At 70.7% G+C, this 13003-nt stretch carries 13 protein-coding genes; 7 read left to right on the top strand and 6 right to left on the bottom strand.

The window, feature by feature from the left end; all coding sequences use genetic code 11:
* The first annotated feature begins 71 nt into the window (after positions 1-71).
* From ACFYY7_RS32220 to ACFYY7_RS32205, 4 genes are all read left to right on the top strand, one after another.
* On the top strand, positions 72-1298 hold the full coding sequence (locus ACFYY7_RS32220; protein ID WP_388667379.1) for an MFS transporter: 1227 nt from the start codon (positions 72-74) through the stop codon (positions 1296-1298).
* A 67-nt stretch (positions 1299-1365) separates the two neighbouring features.
* Positions 1366-1797: a hypothetical protein gene (locus tag ACFYY7_RS32215; protein WP_388667378.1), complete on the top strand. Its 432-nt coding sequence runs from the start codon at positions 1366-1368 to the stop codon at positions 1795-1797.
* A 5-nt stretch (positions 1798-1802) separates the two neighbouring features.
* Positions 1803-2237, top strand: a complete 435-nt coding sequence (locus ACFYY7_RS32210; RefSeq protein WP_388667377.1) for a thiol-disulfide oxidoreductase DCC family protein — start codon at positions 1803-1805, stop codon at positions 2235-2237.
* 23 nt (positions 2238-2260) lie between these two features.
* On the top strand, positions 2261-2998 hold the full coding sequence (locus ACFYY7_RS32205; protein WP_356082149.1) for a TetR family transcriptional regulator: 738 nt from the start codon (positions 2261-2263) through the stop codon (positions 2996-2998).
* A 75-nt stretch (positions 2999-3073) separates the two neighbouring features.
* Here ACFYY7_RS32205 and ACFYY7_RS32200 read toward each other — a convergent pair whose 3' ends face one another.
* The 3 genes from ACFYY7_RS32200 to ACFYY7_RS32190 form a co-directional block, all read right to left on the bottom strand.
* Positions 3074-4630 (bottom strand): ABC transporter substrate-binding protein, encoded by a 1557-nt coding sequence (locus ACFYY7_RS32200; protein ID WP_388667376.1) that lies wholly within the window; start codon positions 4628-4630, stop codon positions 3074-3076.
* Positions 4631-4818: 188 nt separating this feature from the next.
* Positions 4819-6156 carry a metallophosphoesterase gene (locus ACFYY7_RS32195; RefSeq protein WP_388667375.1) on the bottom strand — a complete coding sequence of 446 codons (1338 nt, stop codon included), beginning with the start codon at positions 6154-6156 and terminating at the stop codon, positions 4819-4821.
* A 29-nt stretch (positions 6157-6185) separates the two neighbouring features.
* Positions 6186-6431, bottom strand: coding sequence for an SCO4848 family membrane protein (locus tag ACFYY7_RS32190; protein WP_093549020.1), 246 nt, complete (start codon positions 6429-6431; stop codon positions 6186-6188).
* Positions 6432-6552: 121 nt separating this feature from the next.
* Between ACFYY7_RS32190 and ACFYY7_RS32185 the strand changes: the two genes are divergently transcribed.
* Positions 6553-7806, top strand: coding sequence for a D-alanyl-D-alanine carboxypeptidase family protein (locus ACFYY7_RS32185; protein WP_388667374.1), 1254 nt, complete (start codon positions 6553-6555; stop codon positions 7804-7806).
* An 88-nt stretch (positions 7807-7894) separates the two neighbouring features.
* On the opposite strand, the gene ACFYY7_RS32180 is transcribed toward ACFYY7_RS32185, so the two are convergent.
* The gene (locus ACFYY7_RS32180; protein ID WP_388667373.1) at positions 7895-8752 is read right to left on the bottom strand and encodes a YihY/virulence factor BrkB family protein; all 858 of its coding nucleotides are present in this window, start codon (positions 8750-8752) and stop codon (positions 7895-7897) included.
* Positions 8753-8895: 143 nt separating this feature from the next.
* Between ACFYY7_RS32180 and ACFYY7_RS32175 the strand changes: the two genes are divergently transcribed.
* Positions 8896-10245: an FAD-binding protein gene (locus ACFYY7_RS32175; protein ID WP_388667372.1), complete on the top strand. Its 1350-nt coding sequence runs from the start codon at positions 8896-8898 to the stop codon at positions 10243-10245.
* 57 nt (positions 10246-10302) lie between these two features.
* Entirely contained in the window at positions 10303-11154 is an 852-nt protein-coding gene (locus ACFYY7_RS32170) for an SDR family NAD(P)-dependent oxidoreductase (RefSeq protein ID WP_388667371.1), read from the top strand.
* Positions 11155-11175: 21 nt separating this feature from the next.
* Here the strand turns inward: ACFYY7_RS32170 and ACFYY7_RS32165 are convergent, their stop codons facing one another.
* Positions 11176-11766: a 2'-5' RNA ligase family protein gene (locus tag ACFYY7_RS32165; protein WP_358944098.1), complete on the bottom strand. Its 591-nt coding sequence runs from the start codon at positions 11764-11766 to the stop codon at positions 11176-11178.
* Positions 11767-11879: 113 nt separating this feature from the next.
* Positions 11880-12893 (bottom strand): tryptophan--tRNA ligase, encoded by a 1014-nt coding sequence (gene trpS, locus ACFYY7_RS32160; protein WP_388667370.1) that lies wholly within the window; start codon positions 12891-12893, stop codon positions 11880-11882.
* Positions 12894-13003 lie beyond the last annotated feature (110 nt).

Below are 13003 nucleotides of genomic sequence, written 5' to 3'. Positions count from 1 at the left end.
GGACTCCAACTACCCTTCGGTATCAAATACTTCGTTGACGAATAGTTCGGTAACGAAATAGATTCCCGCGCATGCCGCATCCTCTGCGCACGCGCGCCTTCCGCCTGCTCTTCATCGGCCGCTCCCTCTCCCTCCTCGGCGACGCCGTCATCCCCACCGCCCTCTCACTGGCCGTCTACCTGGCCACCGGCTCGACCGGGGCGCTCGCGCTGGTCCTGGGCTGTGCGATGGTCCCCAAGCTGCTCCTGCTGCCGCTGGGCGGCGTCGTGGGCGACCGCTTCAATGCCCGTACGGTCGCGCTCACCACGGATCTCGTGCGGTGCGCGACCCAGCTCTTCGTCGGCGCGGAGCTTCTCGGCGGCTCCCCCGAGCTCTGGCAGATCGCGCTCGCCGAGGCGGTCGGAGGCGCCGCCGGGGCGTTCGCGATGCCGACCGTGTCACCGCTGATCCGCGGCACCGTGGCGGAGTCCGGGCTGCTGCGCGCCAACTCCCTGATGGCGGTGGTCAGCAGCGCCACCCGGCTCGGCGGCCCGGCCCTCGCCGGGGTACTGATCCTCACCGCGGGGCCGGGCTGGGCCTTCGTGCTGGACGGCGCCAGCTTCGCGGTGAGCGCCGCGCTGCTGTCCGCCGTCGAGGTCCGGCACGTACCCATCCCCCGGCGCTCGCTGTTCACCGACCTCAAGGAGGGCTGGGGCGAGGTCCGCAGCCGCGACTGGTACTGGACGAGCCTGATCGGGCACGCCACCTGGAACGGCGCGGCGGCCGTCCTGATGACCGTCGGCCCGGCACTCTTCGTCCGGGAGCTGGGCGGCAAGGGCGTCTGGGTCGCCCTGCTCCAGACCGGCGCGGTCGGCCTGCTCCTCGGCTCGCTGCTGGCCGGCCGGGCCCGCCCCCGCCGCCCGATCCTGGTGGCCAACCTGGGGCTCGCCACGTACGCCCTGCCGCTCGGCCTGCTGGCCGCCCACGCGCCCGTCGCGCTCTCCATCGCCGCGTACGGCGTCGCCCAGGCCGGCCTCGGCTTCCTCGGCCCGGTCTGGGAGACCTCGGTCCAGTCCGCCGTACCGGCCCACGCCCTGGCCCGGGTGACCTCGTACGACTGGCTGCTCTCCCTCGGCGCGATGCCGCTCGGCTACGCCCTGGCCCCGCTCGCGGCCTCGGCCTGGGGCGCCGAAGTGCCGCTGGCCGTCGCCGCGGTGGCGGTCGGCGCAGCCTGCCTGGGGACGGCGGCGGTGCCGGGCGTACGGCGCTTCGCGGCGCCCGCCGAGAAGCCCGGGCGAGCCGCCGGACTCCCCGCTTGAACATGTTCAATTACAGGTCTACAGTCCATGACAACAGCTTTTGAACGCGTTCAAGGGAGGGTGGGGCATGGACCTCACTGTTGTCGCGTACGTCATCTATCTGCTGATCAGCGTGGCGCTGACCGTCTGGGTCGCACGCACGCTCAGCCGCAACGGCAAGGTGTTCCTCGCCGATGTGCTGCACGGGAACGAGAAGCTCGCCGATGCCGTCAACCACCTGCTGGTGGTCGGCTTCTACCTGGTCAACCTGGGCTTCGTCACCCTCTACCTGAGGAACTCCGACGCCGTCACCGACGCCCGCGGACTCTTCGAGGCGCTGTCGGTGAAGCTCGGCGTCGTCCTGCTCGTCCTCGGTGTGATGCACCTCGGCAATGTCTATGTGCTCAACAAGATCCGCCGCCGCGGTCTGATGGAGCGCGAGCAGACCCCGCCCGTGGCCCCGCAGGGCTGGACGGGACCGGGCACCGGCCCGTGGGCGGCGCCCGCCCCGAGGGCCTGAGCGCCATGACGGCCCGGCCCGGCGGGCAGCGGCTCTCCGTCGAGCGGCTGACGGTGCTGTACGACGCCCGGTGCTCGCTCTGCCTCCATCTGCGGCAGTGGCTGATGAAGCAGCGTCAGCTCGTCCCGCTCGACCTCGTCCCGGCGGCCTCCGAGGAGGCGCGCCGCCGCTTCCCCGGGCTCGACCACGCCGGGACGCTGGACGAGATCACGGTGATCGGCGACCGGGGGCAGATCTACCGCGGGACCTCCGCGTGGATCGTCTGCCTCTGGGCGCTGGCCGAGCACCGGCCCAGGGCCCACTGGCTGACCACCCCGGCGGGCCGCCCGTTCGCGCGGGCCACCGTGCTCGCCGCCGCGAAGTACCGTTCCCTGACCGCCGCACCGTGCGGCCGGGAGGGCGGGGACGGTGCCTGTACGGTCCCCGGATCCGAGGGCTGACCGCGACGGATACCCTCGGGACTGTGGTGAAGGAAGCGAAGGACGTGAAGGAAGTCAAGGCTCCCAAGAGCGAGCAGACCCGCACACTCATCCTCGAAACGGCGCTCCGGCTCTTCCAGGAACGCGGTTACGACAAGACGACGATGCGGGCCATCGCCCAGGAGGCCGGCGTCTCCGTGGGGAACGCCTACTACTACTTCACGAACAAGGAACACCTCGTCCAGGGCTTCTACGACCGGCTCGCGGCGGAGCACGCGGCGGCCGTGCAACCGGTCCTGGACGGCGACAAGGACCTCGCGGTGCGCATGCGCGGGGTCCTGCTCACCTGGCTGGACGTGGCGGAGCCGTACCACCGCTTCGCCGCCCAGTTCTTCAAGAACGCCGCCGACCCGGAGAGCCCGCTCAGCCCGTTCTCGGCGGATTCGGTCGCGGCCCGCGAGGCGGCGATCTCCATCCACCGGCGGTGCCTGGCCGGGTCCGACACCAAGACCGACCCCGAACTGGCCGAACTGCTGCCGGAGTTGATGTGGCTGATACAGATGGGCCTGGTGCTGTACTGGGTGTACGACCGCACGGAGCACACCGAACGCAGCCGCCGCCTGGTCGAACGCTCCGCCCCGATCGGCGCCCGCGCCATCGCCCTCTCCCGGTTCCGGGTGCTTCGGCCGCTGGTGCGGCAGATCCACGAGGTGCTGGAGGAGTTCCTGCCCGGCGCCGTGAAGGCCCGGGACCGGGGCCGGACAGGCCCTGACAAGCCCTGACGAGCCCTCGCAGGACGACGGGGCGGCCGGCCGGCGAACGCCGGCGGACCGCCCCGTGTGCTGCCTTGCGGACCGTCAGATCCGCCTCAGTTCCCAGAGCCGCCAGAGGCCGGTGCCGTCCGAGAGGTACTGCGAACCGGAGACGTCCGTCGTGCTGACGACGTAGTCCTTCTTCTGCCACAGCGGGACCAGCGGCACGTCCTCGCCGACCTGCGCCTGGAGCTCCTTGAAGTCGGCCGCGGTGCGCCCGCGGTCGCCGTACTGGAGCGTGGAGCCGATGAGGCTGTCCACCTTCTTGCTGGAGTAGCCGTTGTGGAGGCTGTTGTTCCGGCCGACCAGCGGCTGGCTGAAGGTGTCGGGGTCCGGGTAGTCGGGGAGCCAGCCGACCGTGTACGCGTCGTACTTGCCGGCCGCGTAGTCCTTCTGGAACTTCTGCCAGTCGACGGCGTGGACCGTGACCTTGAAGAGCCCGTCGGCCTCCAGCTGGCGGCGGAGCTCCGCGGTCTCCTTCGCTTGGGTCTCGTTCCCGCCGCCGTAGCCGAAGCTGATGTTCACCGGGGTCTGCACGCCGGCGTCCTTCATCAGCTGCTTGGCGCGCTCCGGGTCGGGCGTGGGGTAGGCGTCGAAGAACGGCGTGCTGTGCCCGATGTAGCCCTGCGGGATCAGCGAGTAGAGCGGCTCGACCGTGCCCTTGTAGACGCCGGTCACCAGCGGCCCGCGGTCGATGAGCGAGGCGATGGCCTGCCGGACCTTCTTGTCGGCCAGCGGCGAACCCGGCCGGACGTTGAAGACGAGATTGCGGATCTCGGCGCTGTCCGCCTCGGTGACGCGCAGGTCGGGGTCGCCGGGGTTCAGCTCGGCGAGCGTGGCCGGCGGCAGTTCGCGGTGCGTGACGTCGACCTGCTTGGCGTTCCAGGCGGCCAGGAGCTCGTCCGACTTGCCGTAGTAGTGCACGGTGACCGGGACACCGGTCTTGCTCAGCGCGCCCTTGTAGAGCGGGTTGGGCACCAGTTCGGCGATCTCGCCCGACCGGTACGACTTCAGGAGGTACGGGCCCGAGCCGTCGATGGTGCTGCCCTTGCGGAGCTTGTCCGCCGGGTACGACTCGCGGTCGACGATCGAACCGGCGCCGGTGGCGAGCTTCTGCGGGAAGGTCGCGTCGCGCGAGGAGAGGTTGAAGGTGACGGTGCGGCCGTCCGCCACCACGTTCTTGAGGTTCGGGAAGAGCACCCAGGGACCGACGTCCGTCTTGATCCTGATCATGCGCTCGATGGAGTACTTGACGTCCTCGGCCGTGATCTTGCGGCCGTTGGAGAACGTCAGGTCGTCACGGAGCTTGCACTGGTACGTCTGGAGCTTCTGGCCGATGAACCCACAGCTCTCGGCGGCGTCCGGCTCGGGCACGACCGCACCCGACTTGAACGTCAGCAGGGACTGGTAGATGTTGCTGTACATCGCCCAGGAACCCGCGTCGTACGCGCCGGCCGGGTCGAGCGAGGTGACCTCGTCCGTGGTGCCGACCGCGATGGGGTCCTTCTTCGCCTCGTCCGAGGGGAGCAACTGCCAGGCGACAACGCCTGCGATGACCAAAACCGCGAGAATCGCGAGAATCCGTAGCCGGATCGACCGCATTGACGTGCTCTCCCTTACCAGCCCCACCTCGGCAATCGCGCCCAGATACGCACATCACCGCATGCTCACGATCAGCCAATCACACGATATTCACATCTGGAAGAGCGAAACTGTGATTCATAGCCTTTTGTTCGACAGTTGAAACCTTGGGTGCATCCGAACGTCTGAAACCTGTTGTCGACGGAGAGTTACGCCTGCCGCGAGGCGAGTTCCACGACGGTGATGTCGGACGGTGCGCCGACCCGTACCGGCGGGCCCCAGGCGCCCGCGCCCCGTGAGACGTACAGCTGGGTGTCGCCGTAGCGGTCGAGCCCGGCGCCGGTGGGATTGGCCAGATCCGCGATGAAGTTGCCCGGCCAGAGCTGGCCGCCGTGGGTGTGTCCGGAGAGCTGGAGGTCCACGCCGTGGGCGACGGCGTCATGGATGACGACGGGCTGGTGGGCCAGCAGGACGGCGGCGCGGTCACGGTCCCGGTCGCCGAGCGCACGGGCGAAATCAGGACCCTGCCCCTCGCTCTCCCCGGCGACGTCATTGACGCCCGCAAGATCGAATCCGTCGATCTCGACCCGGGCGTTCTCCAGTGGATGAAGACCCAATTCCCTTACCTGGTCGACCCATTGGGCGGCGCCGGAGTAGTACTCATGATTTCCGGTGACGAAGTAATTCCCGTGCCGGCCCTTCAGCCGGGCGAGCGGCTCAGCGGCCGGCCCGAGGTCGGCGACGGTTCCGTCGACGAGATCGCCCACGACGGCGACCAGATCCGGCTGGGTCCGGTTGATCGTGTCGACGATCCGCCGGGTGTGGTCGCGGCCGAGGATCGGGCCGAGGTGGATGTCGCTGACGACGGCGATCCGGAAGCCGTGCGCGGAGCGGGGCAGCTTGGCGAGCGGGACGGTGATCCGCTTCACCCGCGGCCCGCGCAGCACCCCGTAGGTGCCGTAGCCGACCGTGCCGAGCCCGGCGACGGCGGCGGCCCCGCCGACGGCCCGCGCGACGAACAGCCGTCGGGTGGGGGCGTCGGTGCGGGGCGGGGCGGGGGCGTCGGCGACGAGGGTGCCCGGGGCGCCGGAAGCGCTCGCACTCGACGGGATCTCCGGTTCTTTTACGTCATTTGCCGGGTCCGCGCCGGATGCACCGTCCGCTGACGCCGCGTCCGTACCCGTACCCGCGTCCGTGCCCTCCGGCCGCCCGGCCCGGTCCGCCCGGCGCGCCAGTACCCGGCGCAGAACCGGCCGTACCGCCTCGCCCACCAGCAGAGCCAGCGTCAGGTACAGCACGGCGGCCAGCCACAGATAGCCCGGCCAGGCCAGTACCTTCTGGAGCCAGAAGGGCGCGCCCGCACGGCCGGAGACCAGCGCGCCGACGCTGAGCAGCGGCAGCACGTACGCGGCCGCCGTGCCGGTCCTGCGCAGGGCACTGCCCTCGGACGTGGTATCACCGACGAAGCGGCGCCACAGATAGCGGTGCACGCCGGCCAGCAGCGCGAGCACCACGATCACCATCAGCACGAGACCGGCCACTGCCACTTGCACTCCTCCGCCTGCCGTACGGCCGGTTATGCGCGTTCGCGGCGCAGGGCCCTGACGCCACGGAACCCGATCACTCCAACCGCCGTCCCCAGGAGAAAGGACGTGATGGCGAGCAGCAGATGCACCCAGAAGTACGCAGTCGGGTCACCCGCGTCGTCGAAGGCGAGTCCGCTGCCGTCCTTCCACAGGTTCTTGACGAAAGTGATCCAGATGAACCAGCTCCACACCCCGAAGGCGAGCAGGAACCAGGAGACGGGGCGGCTGAGCTTCATGGACTCAGTATCGCCGCCGCCCTCCGGTGGAGCCGCCCGGGGTGGGCTGTCCTGGCGGTACGCCCGGCGGGTCAAGGCGTCCGCACCCATTTCCATATCGTCTGCATGTACGTTTTCGACCGTGCCTGCTCTCAAAAAGACCGCGATGACGGTCATCTCTGCCGCGCTGTTGTCCACTTTTGTTGTCAGCCCGGCATCGGCGGTCGGCAAGGACGCCTCCGACGACCAGCCGAAGCCGCCCGCGGGCATGTCCAAGGTCGGCGGCGAACTACTGGGCCGGGCCGGTACGCAGGTGCAGCTGGGACCGGACGCCCCGGTGCTGCCGAAGGACCTCACGGGCCGGTCCTGGATCGTCGCGGACGCGGAGAACGGCGAGGTCCTCGCCTCGCACAACCCGCACTGGCGGCTGCCTCCCGCCTCCACCCTGAAGATGCTCTTCGCGGACACCGTGATGCCCGCGCTCCAGCCCAAGACCCGGAAGTACACCGTCAAGGAAGAGGATCTGGCCGACCTCGGCGAGGGCAGCAGTCTGGTCGGCGTCAAGGAGAAGCTCACCTACACGGTCCACGACCTGTGGCTCGGGGTGTTCCTGCGTTCGGGCAACGACGCGGTGCATGTGCTCTCCGCGATGTACGGCGGCGTCCCCAGGACCGTCGACGCGATGCAGGCGCACGCCGAGGAGTTGCAGGCCCTCGACACCAAGGTGGTCTCGCCCGACGGGTACGACGCGCCCGACCAGGTCTCCAGCGCGTACGACCTGACGCTGTTCGCCCGCAGCGGGCTGCAGAAGGCGGACTTCCGGGAGTACTGCTCCACGGCCGAGGCGCAGTTCCCCGGCGCGGAGAAGGACGGGAAGCGCGAGAGCTTCGCCATCCAGAACACCAACAAGCTGCTCACCGGCGCGGGCGGCGTCGACCCGTACAAGGGCATCGCGGGCGTCAAGAACGGCTACACCACGCACGCCGGCAACACCTTCACCGGTGTCGCGGAACGCGACGGCAAGGTGCTGCTCGTCACCGTCATGAACCCGTCGTCCGAGAAGCCCCACGCCGTCTACGACGAGGCCGCCAGCCTCCTCGACTGGGGCTTCGACGCGAGCGGCAAGGTGACCCCGGTCGGCGAGCTGGTGCCCCCGAAGTCCGCCGACACCGGCACCGGGTCCGGCAAGGGACCCGCGGCCGAGCAGGGGAAGGGTGAGGGCCGCAACGGCCCCGCGCAGTCCGCGAAGGCCACCGCGTCCGAGGGCGGCGGCGGGGGCGCCGGGATCGCGCTGGGCATCGCCGGCGGCGCCCTGGTGCTGCTGGCGGGTGCGGTGTTCCTGATCAACCGGCGCTGGCCGCTGCCGGACCTGGTGCGTCGCCTTCCTCGCCGCTGACGGCCCCGGACGCCCAGGGCCTCTCGTTCAGATCATGCCGGGCTCGCGTGCCCCGGTGCCTGATCCGGCATGATCCAAACGAAAGGCCCTAGTCCCCTCTGTTCTGCGTCGCCGTCCAGGCGGCGCAGAACAGCAGCAGTTTCGCCGAGAGGTTGATCCACAGCAGCAGCGCGACCGGCACCCCGAAGGCGCCGTACATGCTCTTCGCCGCCACGTCCTTCATGTAGCTGCCGAGCAGCAGCTTGAGCAGTTCGAAGCCGATCGCGCCGATCGCCGCGGCGACCAGCAGCGCGCGCCGCGGGGGCTCGACGCCGGGCAGCAGGGTCAGCAGATAGAGCAGCAGCAGGAATCCGGCGAGTGCGGCCACGACCAGGGTGGCCACCTGGAGCACCACACCGCCGGCGCCTCGGTCCGAGATGCCGACCAGGTCCGCCGTCCAGCCCACCGCGACGGAGCCGGCCGACGACACGGCGAGCGTCGCGAGCACCGCCCCGCCCAGGCCCAGCAGCAGCCCCGCGTCCTTGAGTTTGCGCAGGACCGGATTGCCCAGGCCCGCGTCGTCCAGGTCCCAGACGGCACGCAGACAGTCCCGCATCGAGCCGATCCAGCCGATGCCGGTGAGGAGCAGCACCGCACCGGCCACCACGCCCACCGTGCCCGCGTGGGCCACCAGGCTCCCGATGCCGAGCTGGTCGGAGATGCCCGGCACCTGCTCGGCCAGCTTGTCCTCGATCTTGTGGAGCTGCTCGGTGGAGAGCAGCGCGGCACCGATCGCCGCACCGACCGCGATCAGCGGAAAGAGCGCCAGAAAGCTGATGAAGGTAATCGCGGCGGAGAGTCTGGCCCAATGGACCCGCTCCAGCGTCTCGTAGGAGCGCCAGGCGTGCGTCGCCATCAGCCGGGAGACGATCGGCCCGATGACGGGGAGGTTCTTCAGCCAGTCCATGACGTACGGCTTACCGTTCCGGGCGCGGAAAACCGGCACCGGGCCTCGTTGCCGCAGGGCCTGACACTTCTTCAATCACCCATACCGGTGAGTGTTGTAACAAATACCTCGAAAGGGTTTTCTCGGGCGATACGGTCACCGTCATGTCCGTCGACACCGTGTCCCTGACCGGCTGGGGCCGCACCGCCCCGACAACCGCCCTGCGTTTCCGCCCCCGTTCGTACGAGGAGGCGGCGGCGACGGTACGCGGCTGCGGACCCCGCGGCTCCATCGCCCGGGGCCTCGGCCGGGCGCACGGCGACGCGGCCCAGAACGCGGGCGGCTCCGTCCTCGACATGACCGCGCTGAACCGGATCCGCACCATCGAGGCCGGCACCGGACTCGTGGTCTGCGACGCCGGGGTCAGCCTGCACCGGCTGATGGAAGTCCTGCTGCCGCTCGGCTGGTTCGTCCCCGTCACACCCACGACCCGCTACGTCACCGTGGGCGGCGCGATCGGCGCCGACATCCACGGTCACAACCAGCACGTCGCGGGCTCCTTCTCCCGGCACGTCCAGGAGCTGGAGCTGCTGACCGCCGGGGGCGAGATCCGTACGGTCCGGCCCGGCACCGATCTCTTCGAGGCGACCGCGGGCGGCCTCGGCCTGACCGGGGTGATCCTCTCGGCCACGCTCCGCTGCCACCGCGTCACCAGCTCGTGGATGTCGGTCGACACCGAACGCGCCGTCGACCTGGACGACCTGCTGGAACGGCTCGTCGCCGGGGACCACCGCTACCGCTACTCGGCCGCCTGGATCGACCTCCACGCCCGCGGCCGGGCCACCGGGCGCTCCGTACTCACCCGGGGGGAGCACGTACCCCGGTACGCGCTCCCGGCGCGCGCCCGGCGCACACCGCTCTCGTTCCGCCCGGGTCCGATCCCGGCCGCCCCCGCCCTCGTACCGGAGGCGCTGCTCGGCAGCGCCCCGGCCGCGATGCTGAGCGAGCTCCGGTACCGCGGCGCGCCCAAGTACCGGATCGGCGAACTCCAGCGGATCGCCGCGTTCTTCCACCCCCTGGACGGCCTGCCGCACCGGCACCGGGTCCACGGGCGGGCCGGGTCCGTGCGGTACCAGTTCGCCGTCGGCCACGGCCAGGAGGAGACGCTGCGCCGGATCGTGCACCGGATCGCCCGGCGGCGCCTCCCGGCGACGAACGCCGTGCTCAAACGGTTCGGCGCCGGGGACCCCGGCTGGCTGTCGTTCCCGGTGCCCGGCTGGTCGCTCGCCCTCGGCCTGCCCGCCGCCCTGCCCGGACTGGCCGGGTTCCTGGACTCGCTGGACGAGGAGGTGGCGGCGGCCGGCGGCCGGGTCTGCCTGGCGAAGGACTCCCGGCTCCGGCCGGAGCTGCTGGCCGCGATGTATCCGAGGCTGGCGGACTTCCGGTCGCTGCGCGCCGAGCTGGACCCGGACGGGGCCTTCCGCTCGGACCTGTCGCGCCGCCTGTCGCTCTGACCACCGCCGCCACCGCCGCCGCTCTTTCCCCTCCCCCACGTCGCAAGGAGTGTTCCCGTGAAGGACGCCTTCGGAGCCCCGCAGTCCCTGCTCGTCCTCGGTGGCACGTCGGAGATCGCGCTGGCCACCGCCCGGCGGCTGATCGCCCTGCGGACCCGCACGGTCCGGCTGGCCGGGCGCCCCGGCCCCGCCCTGGACGCGGCCGCCGCCGAACTGCGCGCCCGCGGCGCCGACGTCCGCACCGTCGGCTTCGACGCCCTGGACATCGAGTCGCACGAGAGTGCCCTCGGCAAGATCTTCGCCGAGGGCGACATCGACATGGTGCTGCTCGCCTTCGGCATCGCCGGCGACCAGGGACGCGACGAGGAGGAGCCGCTCGCCGCGGCCCGGGTCGCCCAGACCAACTACACCGGAGCCGTCTCCGCCGGGCTGGTGTGCGCCGGCGCACTCCAGGCGCAGGGGCACGGCTCGCTGGTGGTGCTCTCCTCGGTCGCGGGCGAACGAGCCCGCCGCGCCGACTTCATCTACGGGTCCAGCAAGGCGGGCCTGGACGCGTTCACGCAGGGGCTGGGGGACGCGCTGCACGGGACCGGGGTGCATGTGATGGTCGTGCGCCCCGGCGTCGTACGACCGGAGCGAGCGGCAAAGACGGTGCCGGTCGCGGGAACGGTGCCTGCCGGGTCACCGGTGGGAGCCCGGATCGCCGCGGCGCGGTCGGCCTCGGCCCGGTTCGCCTCGGCGCCGCTGGAGGCGCCGGCCCTCACCACGACGCCGGACGCGGTCGCGGAGGCCATCGTGACGGGGTTGCGGCGGCGCTCGGAGACCGTGTGGGTGCCGGGCTCGCTCCGTGCGGTGATGTCGGCGCTGCGGCACGTGCCGCGACCGTTGTTCCGGCGGCTGCCGATCTGAGCCGGAGCCACCGGGAGACGGTCAGGAGTGCAGGGAGGGCTCGTCCACGGAGGAGCTGCCCTGCGCGGGCACGGCGGGCGCGCAGCCCCCGGCGCCGAACGGGAACTCGTTGATCTTGCGCCAGACGCTGTCCGAGCCCTGCTCGTACAGCGCGAAGGAACCGCAGGTCCAGGCCGCCTCGTAGTCGGCGAGCTCGGCGTACGCCCGGTCCATCGCCTCCTCGGCGATGTCGTGCGCCACGGTCACGTGCGGGTGGTACGGGAACTGGAGCTCGCGCACCAGCGGCCCGGAGGCGTCCCGGACCCGCTTCTGCAGCCAGGTGCAGGCCGAGGCGCCCTCGACGACCTGGACGAAGACGACCGGCGAGAGGGGACGGAAGGTCCCCGTGCCGGACAGCCGCATCGGGAAGGGGCGGCCGCCCGTCGCGATCTGGGCGAGGTGCGCCTCGATCGCGGGCAGGTCGGCCGCCTCGGCCTCGGTCGGCGGGAGAAGGGTGACGTGTGTGGGAATGCCGTACGCGGCAGGGTCCCCGAAGCTCGCGCGCCGCTCCTGGAGCAGGCTGCCGTAGGGCTCCGGGACCGCGATCGAAACGCCGAGCGTTACGGTCCCCACGTCGTCCTCCTCAATGCTCGATGGTCGGTGGCCTGCTTGCGGCCACCCACCGGGTTCAGCTTCCCGTCGCCAGTGTGACGCCTGCGGCGGCGAAACCGCCAGGGTCCTTGGACTCAGTGCTTCGCGGGCAGAAAGCCCATCCGGTCGTACGTCAGGGCCAAGGTCTCGGCCGCGACGGCACGGGCCTTCTCCGCGCCCTTGGCCAGGATCGAGTCCAGCGTCTCCGGGTCGTCCAGGTATTCCTGGGTGCGGGTCCGGAAGGGTGTGACGAACTCGACCACGACCTCGGCGAGGTCGGTCTTGAGCGCACCGTAGCCCTTGCCCTCGTACTTCTGCTCCAGATCCGCGATACCGGTGCCCGTGAGTGTCGAGTAGATGGTCAGAAGATTGCTGACGCCGGGCTTCTCCACCTGGTCGAAGCGGATGACCGTGTCCGTGTCGGTGACCGCGCTCTTCACCTTCTTGGCGGTGACCTTCGGCTCGTCCAGAAGGTTGATCAGGCCCTTCGGGGTGGCCGCCGACTTGCTCATCTTCGCCGACGGGTCCTGGAGGTCGTAGATCTTCGCCGTCTCCTTGAGGATGTACGGGTTCGGCACGGTGAACGTCTCGCCGTAGCTGCCGTTGAACCGCTCGGCCAGGTCGCGGGTCAGCTCCAGGTGCTGGCGCTGGTCCCCGCCGACCGGAACCTGGTCGGCCTGGTACAGCAGGATGTCGGCCACCATCAGCATCGGGTACGTGAAGAGACCGACCGTGGTCCGGTCGGCGCCCTGGTTGGCGGACTTGTCCTTGAACTGCGTCATCCGCGAGGCCTCGCCGAAGCCGGTGAGGCAGTTCATGACCCAGCCGAGCTGGGCGTGCTCGGGGACGTGGCTCTGGACGAAGAGCGTGCAGCGCTCCGGGTCGAGACCGGCGGCGAGGAGCTGGGCGGCGGCGAGCCTGGTGTTCGCGCGCAGTTGCGCGGGGTCCTGCGGGACAGTGATCGCGTGCAGGTCCACGACCATGTAGAAGGCGTCGTGGGATTCCTGCAGCGCCACCCACTGGCGGACCGCGCCGAGGTAGTTGCCGAGGTGGATCGAGCCTGAGGTGGGCTGGATCCCGGAGAGCACACGGGGGCGTTCAGAGGCCATGGAACTCATTGTCTCAGGTGCGGGCAGCTGGCCCCGACCGGCCTGGCGCGCCGGGGAACACAGGTTTCCTCGCCGCTGATCCGACCAACGATACAAAGTGGGCACCACCC

The sequence above is a fragment of the Streptomyces sp. NPDC001933 genome (assembly GCF_042890955.1).
Taxonomy (GTDB): Bacteria; Actinomycetota; Actinomycetes; order Streptomycetales; family Streptomycetaceae; genus Streptomyces.
The sequence above is the reverse complement of the archived record's forward strand: the minus strand, read 5'-3'. Positions and strand labels throughout refer to the sequence as shown.